At 40.7% G+C, this 17,442-nt stretch carries 11 protein-coding genes and 3 pseudogenes; 7 read left to right on the forward strand and 7 right to left on the reverse strand.

Annotated elements, in window-relative coordinates; all coding sequences use genetic code 11:
- Positions 1-73: 73 nt before the first annotated feature.
- Positions 74-1,925 (reverse strand): annotated as a pseudogene (asnB, locus tag RGF10_RS19815) (asparagine synthase (glutamine-hydrolyzing)).
- Positions 1,926-2,131: 206 nt separating this feature from the next.
- Here asnB and RGF10_RS19820 point away from each other — a divergent pair.
- On the forward strand, positions 2,132-2,692 hold the full coding sequence (locus RGF10_RS19820; protein WP_318505129.1) for a DUF2777 domain-containing protein: 561 nt from the start codon (positions 2,132-2,134) through the stop codon (positions 2,690-2,692).
- A gap of 87 nt (positions 2,693-2,779) precedes the next feature.
- On the opposite strand, the gene RGF10_RS19825 is transcribed toward RGF10_RS19820, so the two are convergent.
- The 3 genes from RGF10_RS19825 to RGF10_RS19835 form a co-directional block, all read right to left on the reverse strand.
- Positions 2,780-3,124, reverse strand: coding sequence for a YisL family protein (locus RGF10_RS19825; RefSeq protein WP_318505131.1), 345 nt, complete (start codon positions 3,122-3,124; stop codon positions 2,780-2,782).
- Between the two features lie 93 nt (positions 3,125-3,217).
- The gene (locus RGF10_RS19830) at positions 3,218-4,387 is read right to left on the reverse strand and encodes a DUF418 domain-containing protein (protein WP_318505133.1); all 1,170 of its coding nucleotides are present in this window, start codon (positions 4,385-4,387) and stop codon (positions 3,218-3,220) included.
- Between the two features lie 86 nt (positions 4,388-4,473).
- The gene (locus tag RGF10_RS19835) at positions 4,474-6,075 is read right to left on the reverse strand and encodes a long-chain-fatty-acid--CoA ligase (protein WP_318505135.1); all 1,602 of its coding nucleotides are present in this window, start codon (positions 6,073-6,075) and stop codon (positions 4,474-4,476) included.
- Positions 6,076-6,304: 229 nt separating this feature from the next.
- On the opposite strand from RGF10_RS19835, the gene RGF10_RS19840 reads away from it, so the two are divergent.
- The 6 genes from RGF10_RS19840 (at position 6,305) to RGF10_RS19865 (ending at position 8,841) form a co-directional block, all read left to right on the forward strand.
- Complete coding sequence (locus tag RGF10_RS19840; protein ID WP_318505137.1) at positions 6,305-6,526, forward strand: spore germination protein; 222 nt, start codon at positions 6,305-6,307, stop codon at positions 6,524-6,526.
- Between the two features lie 8 nt (positions 6,527-6,534).
- Complete coding sequence (locus tag RGF10_RS19845) at positions 6,535-6,780, forward strand: spore germination protein GerPB (RefSeq protein ID WP_318505139.1); 246 nt, start codon at positions 6,535-6,537, stop codon at positions 6,778-6,780.
- 53 nt (positions 6,781-6,833) lie between these two features.
- The gene (gene gerPC, locus RGF10_RS19850; RefSeq protein ID WP_318505140.1) at positions 6,834-7,478 is read left to right on the forward strand and encodes a spore germination protein GerPC; all 645 of its coding nucleotides are present in this window, start codon (positions 6,834-6,836) and stop codon (positions 7,476-7,478) included.
- Entirely contained in the window at positions 7,475-7,648 is a 174-nt protein-coding gene (locus RGF10_RS19855) for a spore gernimation protein GerPD (RefSeq protein ID WP_318505142.1), read from the forward strand. Before gerPC ends, RGF10_RS19855 begins: the two co-directional genes overlap by 4 nt.
- Before the next feature lie 10 nt (positions 7,649-7,658).
- Entirely contained in the window at positions 7,659-8,075 is a 417-nt protein-coding gene (locus RGF10_RS19860) for a spore germination protein GerPE (RefSeq protein WP_318505145.1), read from the forward strand.
- Between the two features lie 547 nt (positions 8,076-8,622).
- A complete protein-coding gene (locus RGF10_RS19865) occupies positions 8,623-8,841 on the forward strand; it encodes a spore germination protein (RefSeq protein ID WP_318505147.1) in 219 nt (72 codons plus the stop codon).
- Positions 8,842-8,963: 122 nt separating this feature from the next.
- On the opposite strand, the pseudogene addA reads toward RGF10_RS19865, so the two are convergent.
- From addA to RGF10_RS19885, 3 genes and pseudogenes are all read right to left on the reverse strand, one after another.
- Positions 8,964-12,759 (reverse strand): annotated as a pseudogene (gene addA / locus RGF10_RS19875) (helicase-exonuclease AddAB subunit AddA).
- Positions 12,725-16,241, reverse strand: a pseudogene (addB, locus tag RGF10_RS19880) (helicase-exonuclease AddAB subunit AddB). Before addB ends, addA begins: the two co-directional pseudogenes overlap by 35 nt.
- Before the next feature lie 181 nt (positions 16,242-16,422).
- Complete coding sequence (locus tag RGF10_RS19885) at positions 16,423-17,439, reverse strand: nucleotidyltransferase domain-containing protein (protein ID WP_318505151.1); 1,017 nt, start codon at positions 17,437-17,439, stop codon at positions 16,423-16,425.
- Positions 17,440-17,442 lie beyond the last annotated feature (3 nt).

Raw genomic sequence — 17,442 nt, forward strand, 5'->3', positions numbered from 1 at the left:
TACTCTCTATCAAACTCAAACTAAATAAAGTGAGCTACGCACACACTCTATGCGTAGCTCACTGCTGCTCATGTTAACTTTCCACAATATTAATCCCGTAATCTTTAAACCACACATGAATTTGATAAAGGTGAGCCAATAGCTGAGGGCCGGTCATAAGCTGGCCGTACCATGGAACGGTGAAGGCCGCACCACCTGTGTCGATGATTTTACGAAGCTCCTCCCCATCAAAGAACTCATGCAGGGCAGAATTTTTATCTCGCATCGCATCGCCTAATAAATCATTGACGAGTTTTGTATAGACAGGGTTATGCGTTTTTGGATATGGACTTTTTTTACGATAGAGGATTTCATCAGGAAGGATTCCTTCCAAAGCCTTACGCAGAATCCCCTTTTCGCGATGACCATAAGTTTTCAATTCCCATGGAATGTTCCATACGTACTCAACTAAGCGATGGTCAGCGAAAGGCACGCGTACCTCTAAGCTCGCTCCCATGCTCATTCGGTCTTTGCGTTCCAACAGTGTAGTCATAAACCAGATCATGTTGATGTAAAATAACTCACGGCGCTTCGCTTCTACCTCGTTTTCACCATCTAAGCGTGGTGTTTCGGCGATCGTTTCGCTATATTTATTCATGATATACTCCGGTAAATGTAACCGTGATTGCCACTTCTCTTTAAGAATTCCTTGTCTGGCATCAACCGAACGCATCCACGGAAATCCCGGGCGCTTCAAATCATCCTCGCGATAAAACCAAGGATAGCCACCAAAGATTTCATCGGCACATTCTCCAGATAAACTAACAACAAAATCCTTCTTTATTTCGCGACAGAACCATAGCAATGAAGAATCGACATCCGCCATCCCAGGTAAATCACGAACATGAACCGCTTCGGTCAAATGCTGCGCCAGCACATCCTGAGAAATGACACAGCTATGATGCAAGGTATCAAATTCGTTTACCATTTTTTGAATAAAAGTAGAATCTGAATTCGGCTGAAACTCATTTTCCTTAAAAAACTTAGCATTGTCTTCATAATCGATTGAATAGGTGTGTAGCTGACCTTTGCCCTCCTGCGCAAACTGCTTTGCAGCAATCGCGGTGATGGCACTGGAGTCAACTCCACCTGATAAAAAGGTACAAAGCGGTACATCGGAAACAAGCTGACGCGTAACAGCATCTGTTACAAGCTCTCGTACTTTTCCAATTGTATCTTCAACTGTATCTTGATGTTCTTCACTTTTCACATTCCAGTAGCGCCACACCCTCAGACCATTCAAATCGAGTGAAAGTGCATGACCCGGACGCAGCTCTTTGATTCCTTTAAATACACCAACACCTGGCGAACGGGAAGGCCCTAACCCAAAAACCTCAGATAACCCCTCACGATCCACCTGAACGGGAACATTCGGATGAGCCAATATTGCCTTAAGTTCTGACGCAAATACAATTCCGCTGCCAAGCTCACTATAAAATAATGGTTTAACGCCGAGCCGATCACGCCCAATAAACAATTTTTGTTTTTGTTCATCCCAAACGGCAAAGGCAAAAATTCCGTTTAAATACTCAACACATTGCTCCTGCCATTCAATATATGCTGTTAGCAAAACTTCTGTATCGGAATGACCTTTAAAAGAATATCCTTTTATTAGAAGTTCTTTGCGGATATCTTCTGTGTTATAAAGCTCTCCATTATAGCAAATTGTATAATGGTTTCCGGACTTTTCTTTTATCATTGGCTGCTTTCCGCCCTCTGGGTCAACGACAACCAATCGTTTATGTCCAAACCCGACGTGAAGATTAGTCCAAACATTCGTATCATCTGGTCCTCTTTTTGACAATGTTTCAGCCATTTTCGCAATCGTCTTTTTTTCGGTTCCGGATGTCTTTGCTGTAATCAATCCATCCTGAGATTCCGCACATCTTTTTTTCTCCTCACTTCCAATAGTCATTTGTTCTAGGAATGGTTTATCTTATGCAAACCAAGAAAAATGGTTATTTTATAAAAATGAAACTTCCACCTGGGGGTTAACTGCCGTTTACCTACGATAAAAATAAACAGATATGGTTATAAAAAGTGGGTAAAGTGTCTAGAAAGAAAAGTGAGGTACTATCCACGGAGGGAAATCATGAATCGACAACAGCGAATAAGCTTATTTGAAGGCCAGGTTAGAGCCTTCACAACTGGAATAATTGAATATATAAACAATCAGTGGGTTTTCTTTGATGATGATACAGAGGAAGCAACGGCGCTTGACGAGTTTCTCCATCAAGAAATTGAGGTATATCAAAATCATTGCTGGAAAAAAGGGATATTATTTGAGGAAGGGAAAGTAGGATTTGCCGATGATATTCACATTTTTAAAAATCAGGATGTAGTTCGGATTCGGAAGCATCTCGTCTATTCCTTAGAACGACTGTTAGAGGATCTTCACGATGATGCCTTTATCCATTTTATTACCACGTTAAACTCACTAAAATTTTCGATTTATGATTGTATATATTGCTACAATCACTTGACGTTTCTTAATCGTAGTCTGCCTAATAGTGGTGTTAATTTCCTGGTATTTGATAATCAGGAGCTGATTTGTACCGTCCAACACCATTTTACTTATTATGAAAAACGAAATGATCGCTTTGAATTTACTTTGAACAGTGGAAAACGATTAATTATTGAAAAAATCTCGTAAATAATACTTTTGGAACCGAAGCTCACATTCCCTGAAATCAAAAAAACAGGCTGTCCTTATCAAAAGGATGCCTGTTTTTCACTTCAATTAAAAAAAGTCAAAGCCAATCGGTAAGGAGAAGCCAAGATAAAGAACAACGATTAAAGCGATAACCAATTGTACCCAAGCTCCAGTTGCTTTCTTACCTTTCCCGACCTTTGCAAGAACCATTTCCATTCCGCCGATTACCCAAATACCAACTGCAGCTTTTAGTAGGTGCATACTCCACATAGTTAATAGCATTCCGCCGGTGAGGATAATTAGTACGTAAAACAATCTCAAAATCATTTTTACAATTTTAGCGCCCTTTTCTTTTCCGCTTTTTTGAAGTCCTACTGCAATAAAGAAGAAGACTAAAGCTAGAAACCAGGCAGTAATATGTGCGTGAACCACTTGTGTTGCCTCCCATATAATTCATTAATGAAAATATCATAACATACCAAAATAAAAAATACTAAATATAAGATGTTAATATTAGAAATACATTTAATCTACCCTTTTTCGAAGCTTAACCTTCTTCCAATAGGTAACAGTCCTCCAGAGCCATTCAACAGGTCCAAACGTAAAATATTTTAACCAAATTCGACTTAAAACGATTTGGAGTGAGAAAATTACAAAAACGAGGATCGTTCCACTAAACAGTGATACTTTTCCATATAAGCCAAAACCATAACCGTAAAAAATCATGCTAGACACGAGCGATTGAAAAAGATAATGACTGATTGACATTTTTCCTATCAGCGCCAGCGAATTCAGCCATTTTGTTTTTTCACTTACTAAAATCAGAAGTGCTCCATAAAAAAAGGCTAAACTAACTCCCCCTACACTATCTTGAACATATTCTGCATACAACGCTCCGTCTACTAAATAAGGTAACTCTTTTAAGCTGAGCCCCAATACAAGTGTGCTAATTAACATACACAACAGTCTTTTACGATACACTTTATGATGTTGAATCCACTTCAGCTTGGCCATTCCTACACCAATTAGAAACAATGGAAAAATAGAAATAAACAAAAATGGACCATTTTCTAAATTGTTCGTCTCCATCCAATCAATAGCTCGTTGCTGTGTTACGTCCAAAAAAGACCCTTGCTGGTATATGGCGATTGACTGTGCTACTGCTTCCCCATCATACAAACTCGGTGAAACAGTTGAAGTAAAAAATAGCACCATCGTAATGAGTAAGACTGGAACGGTATAAAAGGAAATTCCTGCTATAAACAGACTTCTCCCGGAAAGCTTGAGGAAAGGAAGTAAAACAAAGCCAAGAAGCGCATATTGAATCAAAATATCTCCGTGCCAAATAAAAAAAGCGTGAACGATACCGAATAACAGCAACGCAAGCAACCTTCTCACCAATATACGATAAAAATGCTGACCGCGAAGTTGTACTTTTTCCAAAAGAAGGACCATGCTATAACCAAATAACATGGAAAACAACGGATAAAAGCTTGCTTGCGCAAAAATATCAATCAAGATATAAGTGATTCTGTCGATTGGGTGATCCCACCATTGTAGTGGATCAAGATACAAAAGCGGAGAGTGAAATGACATCATATTTACTAAGAAGATTCCTAAGATTGAAAAGCCTCTGATGATATCTATGGAAAGAATGCGTTCATTCCTTATCTCAACATCTGAGTTCCATGCCATTTACCATCACCCTTTTAGTACCTATTTTTAACAAGTATACCAAAAAAAGAGAGACTGGCTGATTGCCAGTCCCTCCTCAAGGTATATTAGTTTACAAAACGTTTAACGTTTTCTTCACCTGTCTTTTCTTGCCAATAATCGTTTCTAAGATGGATTTTTTGAATTTTACCTGAGGCGGTTTTTGGTAATTCTGCAACGAACGTAACACCTGTAACCGCTTTAAAATGAGCTAACTTTTCTCTAGAGAACGCGATTACTTCTTTCTCTGTTAAACTATTACCCTCTTTTACGACAACAAATGCGTGCGGAGTTTCTCCCCATTTTTCATGTGGTACGGCAATGACCGCTGCCTCAAGGATCGATGGGTGCTCATAAAGTGCGCCTTCTACTTCAATGGAAGAAATATTTTCACCACCAGAAATGATGATATCTTTTTTACGGTCGACGATATCCACGTAACCATATTCATCAATCGTCCCCATATCTCCAGTATGAAGATAACCATTACGGATGGTTTTCATCGTTTCCTCTTCATTTTTCCAATACCCGAGCATAACCCCATGACTTTTTACAACAACTTCACCAATTGACTGACCATCATGAGGAACCTCTTCACCCAAATCATCCACGATCTTAACCTCAACACCCATTTGAGGATATCCCGCTTTTGCTTTTAAGCGATATTTGTCCTTCTTTGGTAAATGCTGAAGATGTGAACGAATTGTTGATACAGTCGCAAACGGTGAGAGTTCCGTCATACCATATACTTGAATAAACTCCCAGCCTAGCTCCTCTTCTACTCTTGTAATGAAGGCTGGTGGTGGCGCAGAGCCTGCAATCACAACTCGAATATCCTGCTCTACTTCAGGTACATTCTTCTCATAATATTGAATTAAGCTATTAAGAACAGTTGGAGCCATATGCATTACGGATACTTTATGCTTTAAAATTTCTCCCCAGATTGACTCAGCATTTGCTTTTCTCAAGAAAACTTGAGTAGCCCCATTGGAAGTGTAATAGAAAGGCGATCCCCACCCGTTAACATGGAACATTGGTAGAATATGCAATAAAACATCAGTGTCATTTACACGTAAATGGTGCTGAGCGCTTAATGCGTGTAAATAGTTATTACGATGAGTTAACATAACCCCTTTTGGATTCCCTGTTGTACCGCTTGTGTAAAGTAAGCTGGCAACATCGTTTTCATCTAATTCTGCTCGCTCAATTGGAAGATCTGATTGATTTTCTAACCAAGCATCATAATCTAATTCAGGAGTATCCTTTTCTTTGTAGTGCACAATGATGGATTCGACTGTTTCGAGCTTGTCCTTAATTGGAACAATTAAGCTGTAAAGATCCTGATCAACGAAAAGTACTTTAGATTCACTATGATTTAAAATAAATAAGTAATCTTCTGGTTTTAGTCGGGTATTTAACGGAACCATAATGGCACCCAATTGATAAATGCCGTAGAAGCCCTCGTACATTTCCACGCTATTTGGAGCTAAATAGGCAACACGATCTCCTTTTTGCACGCCAAGATCTCTTAAGCCATGGGATAATTTATTTACCCTTTTGTTTATGTCATCATATGTAAATACTCTGTCGTCACTTATAAGTGCAGGCTTTGTTCCAAACAAGGAAACTGCACGATCTAGGAAGCTTGTTAAAACTAATGGTACATTCATCCGTTTCACCTCATAATAGATTTTAATTTTCTAAATATAATTTATTTTAACACAATTCTGTCTTTATTTGACGAAATGAAAAACGCTAAATTCCTTTGTTAAATAACACTTTTCGACACATTTTCCCTTTAACTAATGACTAATCGATTTAATTAGACATAGGCTTTTTAATCACCTTTCCCCTTTCTGCTCATAAGATATAAAAGAAAAAGATGTGAGGGTGTTCTTTATGCCAGCAATCGTTGGAGTGGTTCAGGTTATCTCAATTGGGAGCAGTTCTGTGTTCAATATTGGGGATGTTTATAAAATTATGCCGTTTTCTAATGCAAAAACGTTTTCCAGCGCTGGCTCATTTAATACTGGTGATGGACTCTATGTAAGCAACCAATCTAGTTCGACGAATACGTATGACCAAGACTTACTTGATCAGGGAAATAACTTTAATGTATAGGTGATAGTATGAATTTCTATATTCAGCAGTCGATTCATATAAATTTCTTAAAAGTTGGCGGAATCTCCAATTCCTCTGTTCTACAGATTGGTAGCTCGGGAGTCATAAAACCAGCTTCGCATTTATACAATACCTGGGGCTTTACTGGGCCAGCTCCTCAAGCTGTAAAGCCAGGTGGAGGTCCTTCTCAACCCACAACTTCATCTACAAATGCTAGCTCGATCTCAAAGCCAGCAGTACCGTTAAGCTCATAACAAAGGGATATTAATTGTCAAAGGAATAAAATTGGACAATGCGAGGTGATTACGTGTATCAGGATTATCAGTACTATCTTCAGCAGCTTCTTGAAACAATGCAAAAACAAGAACAAAGAATTCAAAGCCTTGAAGAAACAGTTGCCCAATTAACGAACGAGTTGGAACGGTTAAAAGCTAAACCTGCAATCAATGTAGAAAAAATAGAATATAAATTTGATCAACTAAAGGTTGAAACATTAGAGGGAACCTTAAACATCGGTTTAAATCCTTCAGATTTACAAGGTATCGATAGCCTGGAGGTGAACCCGTCAGGTACTGGTGCCGCAACTCCTAGCGGAATGCCACCAACTGGTCCTATCGATCCAAAGGGTATTTTCAGACATACAATGGAAATGGAAGAAGAAGTATTCGCACAGCTTGAGACAGAGCTTCCGCAGTTAATCGCCAACGCTGAGGCGAGAGTAAATAAAAAATTAGATGAAAATTATTTTGATTTTATAAAAAATGACATCAAAATGCAGATTCCAGCACGTGTTCAACATCATCTAAAGGATACCCCCTTTACCGGCAGTGCAGTTGAAAAAGAAGGCTGGAAGGAAGGAATTATCCAAAAGTTATTTAAGGAAATGGAAAATGGGATTTGTACATTCATTACCAATCTACCTGGCAATATGAAAGGAATGAAACAGGAATGAACTTTCATGTTTACAACAGAGAATTATGTGTCGGAAATATTCGGGTGATTGGAATTTCCAGCTCGTCGCTGCTTATGATTGGTGACACGGAAACGATTCAGCTCGCATCCATCTTTGATACTCCTGCTGAATCACTGATTATTGGACCTGCAGTTCCATTGGCCCCTTAAGGAGAATAGCATGTTAAAACGAACCTCTGTTGTTAACTCGCTAATAGTTGATTCACTTCAATTTTCTTCGCTTATTGAGCTTGGGGATTCATCCTGTATTCAGGGTGGGAACCGAGCTTTAGCTGTTCAACGCGAAAGAGAAGTTTTTTTCGGGAATGAGGGGGACTATAGTAAATATTTGATTTTCTCAGAACAGATTCCCATTCCTCCGATTACGGAATGGATAGCGATGGAACACTATCATTGTCCCGGGGCGAACATAAAAGTAGGCAATATTCGGATTCTCGGGGTTTCTGCCGCATCGATTGTCCATGTTGGAAATAGCTGCAGTGTGCATATGGAATCACGCGTAAAGCATATCCGACAGCTTGAGAGCGCTAGAGAGAAGAGGAAAGCTGGTGGCGAACCTGCTACAGATGAGGGTTAATACATTTAGAAGCCGGATAGCTTGGTTTTCGTTACCTCCTGAGGGCTTTTTTCAGGATTAGGGGTACGATAACTAGCTTATCGTTACCTTGCGAGGATTTTTTTCAGGGTTGTGGGCACGATAACTGGTTTATCGTTACCTTGCGAGGATCTTTTTCAGGGTTGCGGGCACGATAACTGGTTTATTGTTACCTTGCGAGGATTTTTTTCCGGGTTGCGGACACGATAACTAAATTATCGTTACCTTGCGAGGATTTTTTTCAGGATTGTGGGCACGATAACTGGTTTATCGTTACCTTGCGAGGATTTTTTTCAGGGTTGCGGGCACGATAACTGGTTTATCGTTACCTTGCGAGGACCTTTTTCCGGGTTGTGGGCACGATAACTGGTTTATCGTTACCTTGCGAAGACCTTTTTAAGGGTTGTGGGCACGATAGAAGTCATTTTTGTTTATGTCGTTTGCATTCTACAAATCTTGAAAATTCTACCTACTCATAGATAGATGGTATATTATTCAGTAAATATTTTTTTCATTAAGGAGGTTGGATATGCCTGCATTTGTTGGACCCGTTCAAATTGTCAATGTCAGTGGCGGCGTCGTACAATTTGGTGATACGATGTTTATTTCTCCGAAAAATAATTCAAAAAGTTTCTCTGGTTCAGGTGCCGGAAATACAGGGGGTTTTATTATTACCAATAGTGGGCTGAGTGGAACCAATGTCCTCGATTCTAATTTGGTCGATCAGCCGACAATCGGAAATTCCTAATCTAGGATCCTATGATTCCTCATTATTTGCCTTTGGTACGAGAACCGGAATCATACAGATTGCTCCCAAAAATCAAGAAACGACGTGTACTCAAAGCACACGTCGTTTCTTCTGCAAAATATTTAATTCATCTCGAGTACATGTCCTCCATCAAAGAAGAATAAATATTTCTGATCTATGTGCCTCTTCAGAATCGATTCAACTGCCTTAACATACAAATCGATTTGGACGCGATAACGTTTGGCGAGCACTGGCTTCGCTTCCTCAAAGCCACCTTTAAAGCGCTCCGTAATTGAATCGGTTTTATAATCGAGTAAAACCGTACCTAACTCATCCTCGAAAAGGCAATCGATAATCCCCTGGACAAGGATTGGTTCATCTTCCCCACTCCAATCAGCATAGATCTCACTCGCTTTAACCGCTACACTGAACGGAGTTTCTCGTCTAATTTTTCGAGCACGCTGTAACCTGCTTCCAAGCTCCGTATCAAAAAAAGCAATAATCTGTTCGGTATCGATAATTTCTTTTTGTTCGACTGTCAGGAGTTCTTTTTCGACCAATTCTTCCAACAATGCAGAAAGATACAGTTCATTCACAACACGTGTGAAATCGATATGCTGCATGACCATATGCATCGCTGTCCCCCGTTCAGCCAGAAGTGAGAGCTTTGGCTTGCATAAACCTCGGTCTTTTAAACAGAGGTTTTGTAAATTTCTGTTTTAGGTCGACACCACCATTTTGATCAAATACCTCTAGCTGACGCTTGATTTCGGATACGGATTGTTTTGAGCGATGTGTGGCTGCTTCATTAAATCCGTATTTCCAAGTTAGCTGATCCCGTACCGTGGAAGCGGCATCAGTAGAAATCGGCGCCGGCACCCCCTGCTTGACATAATCCAATAAAGTAGAATCAGCTTCGCTCTTTTCTTGAGCGTAAAGCGCTACTTCCTCAGCTGTTAGTGTCACCACTCGCCAATCCGAAGGGTGCAGGGCGATTTCTTCTGGAACTCGCTCATGTCCGCCATCCTTCACATTCGACAACACTTCGCGACAGTCGTGATGGCGAACGAGCGCAGGTCCAACCCAATCTAAATAGGTTGACGCAGAGGCACGGTCATAATCAGGTAAAAGCCAGCTGTCGGTCGCATCTACACTGTCCCATTTTTCCAACGTTTTCTGCAAATCCTTAACAGACCCAAGTAAAAAGAGCTTTTCCTTTGCTCGTGTTAATGCCACGTAAAGAACCCGCATTTCCTCAGCCAGCAGCTCCATCTTCTTTTTTCGTTTAAAGGCCAGCTGCGGCAACGATGGATAGGCTATTCGCTTTACTGGATCAACGTATTTAGCAGCAAAGCCCAATTCCTTATCGAGCATATAAGCTTTTTGTGTATCCAATTTATTAAATTTCCGATTTAATCCGGCAATGAACACGACAGGAAACTCCAGCCCTTTACTGCTGTGGATGGTCATAATCCGCACAACGTCCTCCTGCTCCCCAAGAGCACGTGCAGTACCGAGGTCATCGCCACGCTCCTGCATACGCTCAATAAATCGCAAAAATCGGAACAACCCTCTAAATGTTGTCGCTTCATAGGCACGAGCCCGATCAAACAAAGCACGAAGATTGGCCTGGCGCTGCTTCCCACCTGGCATTCCCCCAACAAACTCATAAAACTTCGTTTCGCGGAGCAGCTGCCATATAAATTGGGATAGTGCGCCTTGACGGGCTCGTGTTCTCCACTCCTTCAAGTCCTCAAGGAATAGACGAACCTTTTCGTACAACGCTTCAAACTGTAGCTCTGGCATTTGCTTGGAATAACCAACTAATGCGTCATAAAAGGAGCCGCTCTTTTGGAGAATCCGAATTTGGGCCAGCTCTTCCTCCGTCAAGCCAACGATCGGTGACCGCAACACAGCTGCAAGAGGAATGTCCTGATAGGGGTTGTCGATTACTTTTAATAGTGACAGCATAATCGAGACTTCGGTTGCTTCGAAATAGCCTGATGAAAGATTAGCGTAAACCGGAATTCCCTGCTGCTTAAACTCCTCAATAATTTGTGTGGCCCATGGCATCGAACGCAGTAAAATCACAATATCTCGATACTTAAGTGGACTCGACGTTTTCGTCTTTGGATTGTATACAGGCGTTTGCGCTGCAATCATTTCGCTGATTTTGCGAGCCATCACCCGAGCCTCAAGCTGTGATTGCTGTAATTCTTCCTGATCAAACATCGTTTCAGCTTGTGCTTCCTCGCTCCCATCAGACTCATCATCTTGCTGGATCTTATCGCGCGCATCAACTTGGTCAACGAGTAAAAGTTCCACTGCATATGGCTGTTCAATCGGATAACTAGCCCCTAATTTCAGCTCAGCGGCTTCATCATAGATGATTTCACCAACTCGCTCACCCATTATCTGTTTAAATAAATAGTTCGTCCCGTCTAAAACCTCTTTACGGCTACGGAAGTTTTGCGCCAAATCAATCCTTAACCCACTACCATCACCTTCAACTGAAAAACGGCGGTATTTACTAAGAAATAAATTCGGCTCTGCTAATCGAAACCGATAGATGGATTGCTTTACGTCACCGACCATGAATAGATTCCCGTTTACCTCATCCCCACTTTTCACAAGCTGAAGAATCGCTTCTTGCACCATATTTGTATCCTGGTACTCGTCGACCAACACTTCTTTAAAACGATTTTTATAAAAAAGAGCAGCAGCTGAGGGATGACGTTTCCCTCCCTCATCCTTCATTTCAGTTAGAATTTGCAAACAGTAATGCTCTAAATCGGAAAAATCCACCAATCCTTTTTCTCGCTTCATTGTCGTAAAACGATTTGAAAAAGAACGGATTAGACCAACAATCGTTTCAATATGAGGTTTAAGTTCTTTCATATCCTTCAAAAAGCTATCGGGGCGTCTCATAAACAACTCGGTTTGTATATCGGTTAGAATTTTTTTCGCCTTTTTACGGATATTCTGGGCTTTTTCGATTAAATCCGAATCGTATTCGTCCCCCTTACACGTTTTTGCACGTGAAAATGGAATCGTTTGAATCAAAGAATAAAAAGCCGCCCATGATTCATTTTTAGCAGCTATCAAGGCTTCAACAAACTCGATATCACCAATAAAGTTCTCTGCTCTCGGTGCTGGCCCTCCTGGCTGCTTGGTTATGTCCAACCCTTGCTGGAGCAAGCCCTTCGCCCCTTGCAGCTGCAATTCAATATCATCGAGCAGCATTTCAGCAAATGGCAACTGTTCAATTTGCATCTCGTCACCGATATCATACATACCGACCATTGAGCTTAAGTAATGCTCTGGCGCTGGATTGGAGACAGAAAAATTATAGACATCGCGAATAATCGTTTGAAGTGCATCATCACTTCGGTCATTGGTAAAAGCATCCACTAACGCAAAAAAAGACTCATTATCGGTTTTGCTGTACTCATCCTCAAACAACTCATCGATCACTTCATCACGAAGCAGTTGAATCTCTGTTTCATCCGCGATACGAAAGCCTGGATCAAGATCGATTAAATAGTAATATTTTCGAATAACCTCTAAGCAAAAGGAATGCAGCGTTGAAATCGAGGCACGATTTAATAACGTTAACTGTTTTCTAAGATTAATCGATTTTGGATCATTCTGAATCGCTTTTTCAAGTGCTTCGCCAATTCGGTGGCGCATTTCAGCTGCTGAAGCATTCGTAAAGGTTACAACCAAGAGTTCGTCCACATTCACTGGATCCTCGGCTGAAAGAATCCTTTGAATCATCCGTTCAACTAATACAGCCGTCTTCCCAGATCCTGCGGCGGCAGCAACGAGAATGTCTTGATTTTTGGCGTAGATTGCTTTCCACTGGTCATTTGTCCAGGTTACATCATTCGGTTTTGGAGGGATGATCGATTGTGCCATGTGATGATTCCTCCTTTTGAATATTTTCTAGTATTTCTTCCTTTGATAAGGTTGGTAAGCTACGATAGTCGTTATTTTTTAGGGATGGATCGAACTGACACATCGCCTTAAATGAACAAAAGGTACAAGGTGTTTTATTTTTCATTTTATATGGCGAAATCTCTACCGCCCCGTCAAGCATTTGATTACCTGATTTAACATAGGTGTCACGGACAAAGCCTGTGAACTGTTCGAATTCATTTTTTGAAACGACTTTTGATCGGGACCTAATGCTACCATCCTTATTCAAACCGGCTGGAATCATTTGTGAATCGCCTGTTTCAAGCGATTTATCCATTAAGTGAATCACGTTTTGTTCCCCAAGTAGCAAGCCATTCATTTTAAACTGCTTTAAAATAGCCTGTTCGATCTCATCAAGTGACATCATTTTCTTCGCTTGGATCATCGGGTTATGAACATGGAAATACAACACCCCTGCCGGAGTCGCCTTCGTCCCGACCAATTCCTGTGAATGAGTGATGAGAATATCAAGATACGTTAGCATTTGCAGTGACAATCCATAATACACTTCGCTTAAATTTACATCTCGTTCGCTTGATTTATAATCAATGACCCGTAAATAAACCTGGTCACCTTCTTGCGCCTTATCAACCCGGTCAATTCGACCAACCAGCTCCATCTTTGTACCATTTTTCAAGGAAAAAGAAATTGGCGGCAGCTCCTGCTTCGGACCGAAGCCAAGCTCTAAACCAACAGGAGAAAAGCCACTTGCTTTGGCATGCTCACTTAATACATAGGTCGCTCGGCTAATAATTTTTTCAAGCTTACGCTTTAAATAAGCATGTCTATTGGAGCTAAGCAAAATCTCATGCTGGAGCTTTGGTGCGAGCATTTCCACCGCTTCTCCGGCGAGTGTCTCACACTGCGAAACCGTCATGTTGGCCCATGACCAATTCTGTTCATTAACAACATCGGCAATATGCTTTAAAGCAGCATGGAACAGCTCGCCAATATCCGGTGCTTCTAGCCGGAATACTTGTCGATCACGGAGCTTTAAACCATGGTGCGCAAAATGAGAAAACGGACAGCTATGAAACATTTCCATTCGCGAGACGCTGGCTTGAATCAAGTCACCATATAGTTCCTGACTAACCTGTTGGGTGAGGTGCACGGTTTTATTTTCATAAAAAAGGCTTGATAACACCTTTGTTGCTGTACTTCGCCACTTTTCACTTTCCATATAATAGTTGTAGACGTCCCACCAGAAGTCATAAATAGGGTACTTTTCTTTTTTGAGCTGCAATTGCGCTGTCAAGTACGCCAGTGCAGTACTTTCATTGGTTACATATTGAAGCTGCTCATGTTCTGATAAATCAACGGGATCAGCTACAAATTCATGTTGAATTGCAGTTGGAAACAGCTCATACATTCTTTTAATATAGGGCGATGGAATGAGCGCTTTGCCTTCTTCATTTGCTAACGGATAGCTTAAGAATAATTGCTCACTTGGCAGTGTGAACGCCTTGTAGGCAACGAAATTTTCATCCAGTAAGCGAGTCCTGCTCGATGGAGCAATCTTTAGACCTTTGGTAATGAGTGTCTCTCTGTCCTCATCAGCAAAAATCCCTTCGTCATTGAGCTTTGCCGGTAACACTCCGTCATTTAACCCAATCACGAATACAACCTTCATTTCCTCAAGCCGTGACTTCTCAAGGTCAGCGGCGACAACCTGATCTATCGCTGGTGGTACAAGGGAAAAGCGTAGGGATTCAATCCCTGAATCGATTATCGCTACAAATTGTTTTTGTGGGATTTTTTCCTCACCAAGCATTTCAACGAATTGATCAAGAAGATCGATCACGCCGTCCCAAACTTGATCATGTTCTCGAGCTTTAACGAGATTCCCTTTTTCTTCTTCCATTTGCTTCCACTGCTCTAGCTTTCTTGGAATCTCTAATTCTTCTAAAAATAAATAAATCGCCTCAGCAAAATCCTGACCTTTTGTGGCTTTTTTCATTCGCCGTGCTAACACCATCAAAGGTGTCGTAATGAGCTGCCTGAGTTCATTTAACTCGTTCTCGATCTTCTTTTCGGCATCCGTTTGTGGAACATCCTCAAGCTCTAAGCCTCTAACTCTCCGGTATACCCAAGGCTGTTTTCTTGTCCATTTGTCACCGTGAATTCCGTATGCTAGGACGTAATTTTCCAAGCGGTCCATTTGTTCACGGAGCCTGTCGTTATGGCTTTTATACGGAAAAAGAAGCTCTGTTTTGACGGCACGAAAAATCGGCTCATAGCGCCAATATCCAGTGATAATTTCGAGACTCGATCGAAGGAGCTCAATTAAAGGATGGTGCTCCATCGACGATTTTTGATCCAGATACAACGGGATGGAGTAATCCTCAAATATTGCCTGAAGCACATCATGATAATCCTGACCATTTCTTGATAAAATCGCCATCTCGCGATAACGATAGCCTTCATCGCGAACTAACCTTGTAATCTTTCGGGCTACGCCTTCGATTTCTGCTCGTCGATTCGTAGCTTGGGCGATATGAATTGCTGTCTCTCCTTGGAAAGGCTGAGCCTGGAGCATGTCAAAATAGGTTTCTAAATGCTTGAAGGAAGGGCTTTGCCAGCGATGGGATTGTGATAACACGATTGGTTCCTCATAAGAAACTCCTTCAGCCCGAATGATGTCATGAAGCGTTTGACATGTATCTCCAGTCATACGAAAAAGATGAAGCTCATCTGGGAGTGAAGTTGTAAAAGGTTGGTCCAATGTTAAGGAAATAGTCACGCGCTTGCAATGCTTCATCAATTGCTGCAGCACCATATATTCAATTGGAGTAAAGCTATAAAAACCATCAATGTATACTTCTGTATCCTTTAAAAACGCTGAGCTTTCAGCCTTCTCGGCCAATAGTCGGAAATAATCCTCTGAATCTATATATTTATCCTGTAAGGACTCTTCAAAATGCTGATAAATCAATTCCAAATCGTGCAGCTTATCCTGAAGCGATTTTTGATTTTGATTAGCCAGCTCGTTTGCTTGATCTACTAGCTCTTCAGGCTGGATGCAATAGCGTTTAAACTCTGTTAATTGCTGCTCCATTTGCTGTATAAAACCATTTTTATCGGCTGCCCGTTTAAACAGAGTAAGCTTGTCCTTCTGATCCTCAATAATTTTTCGAATCAGCATGCTAATCCCTGTACTCGATAAATGGTAGCGATTAAAGCCGCCTGTCTCTTGAAGAACGCGCCAAGCTAAACGTGTAAAGCTATATACCTGGGCGCGGATCATTCCACCGAGCTCCAGGTGTGGTTGCAAGGCGATTCTCTGATAAAAAGGTCATCTGCTCTGGCACTAAATAAACAATGTTGTTGCCGCCAGGGTCAGCTTTCAGCTTTTCTCTTATTTCATTAAGAAGGGATTCAGTCTTCCCGCTTCCTGAACGCCCAATTATAAATCGAACAGACATATTGAATGACCTCCTTTGTCTGGATTCGAATGTAAGCAATGTCTCTATCTTATCATAATTGAATTCTATTATTGCGGCTGGATTCTTGCCAATTCAGCGTTAAATATTGACAACATTAGAAAAGACCGATGATCTCGGTCTCCAGAGCTAGCATATTCAAATTGGTAGTTTTTGATGTTCATTAAGTGGTTTCTTTCTTAATTATTTTTCGAGGATTTAAAAGATGAAGCCACTCTTTCATTTCGATTAAGCTGTGGATTGGGGAATCATAGCTGGAAAGTTGATAATCAAAAAAATCGAGATACGTTTTTAAAGACTTCTTCTCTTGGTTTCTAAATGCACGGGAGTCCCAAAACAGGATTGATTTACGATATGGAAATGGCTTTATTTTATGTAAAAATGGGTATTGGCTATATATTATCGAAAGTGTTCGAATCATTCTTTTAAGCGTTTTATGAGATTTTGCATCGTTTAGTAAAGTCCGATAGTCAATTTCATCATGGTGTAATACTAGGATCTGGATGATATCAATGAAATATTTTAATGAATCCATATTATGTCTCCAGCCATGAAGACAAATCATATAAAAGGTATGATAAACTGATAACTCTTTTACATGCTGATAGTTATCAAATTTGTTAGCCTCTTGCCAAAACTCCTCAACCACAAACGCTGATGTATTTTTCTTAATAAGATCCCAATGCAACTCCACAGTAAGCGGAATTCGTGAGTTTGGTAGTTCCTTACTAAAGCTAGCATGAAAATGGTCAGGGATAATGTCCGCTTCAACAGAGAAACCCAATTCCTTAAGACATGCTATTGCATGTTCAAGTTCTGTTTCTCTTATTAGTAAATCAATGTCTGAAGTAGGTCTTGCTCCAAGATGGCCAAAATAGGTTTCTGAAAAATAGGTCCCTTTAAGAGGAATAACATCGATACCTTCCAATTCAAACATGCTAAAAATTTGTACGGTTTGATTTTTAATAAAAAAATTTAAAAGCAAGGTTTGATCAAAAGCTTCCTTTAGAGAATTTTGGAATGCTCTAGGGGTTTGTAGCAATTTTCCGTTTTGCTTTAATAAAAAATAAACCTGAGGGGCTATTCCAAAGTATTCAATGTCTGCTAGAGCAGTGTTATCGTCAAATTCAAAACTACCATGCGAGGTACCTGAATCATACATCTCTGAAATAATATCCATACA

Source organism: Bacillus sp. T3 (genome assembly GCF_033449965.1).
In the GTDB taxonomy this organism is placed as follows: Bacteria; Bacillota; Bacilli; order Bacillales; family Cytobacillaceae; genus Bacillus_BU.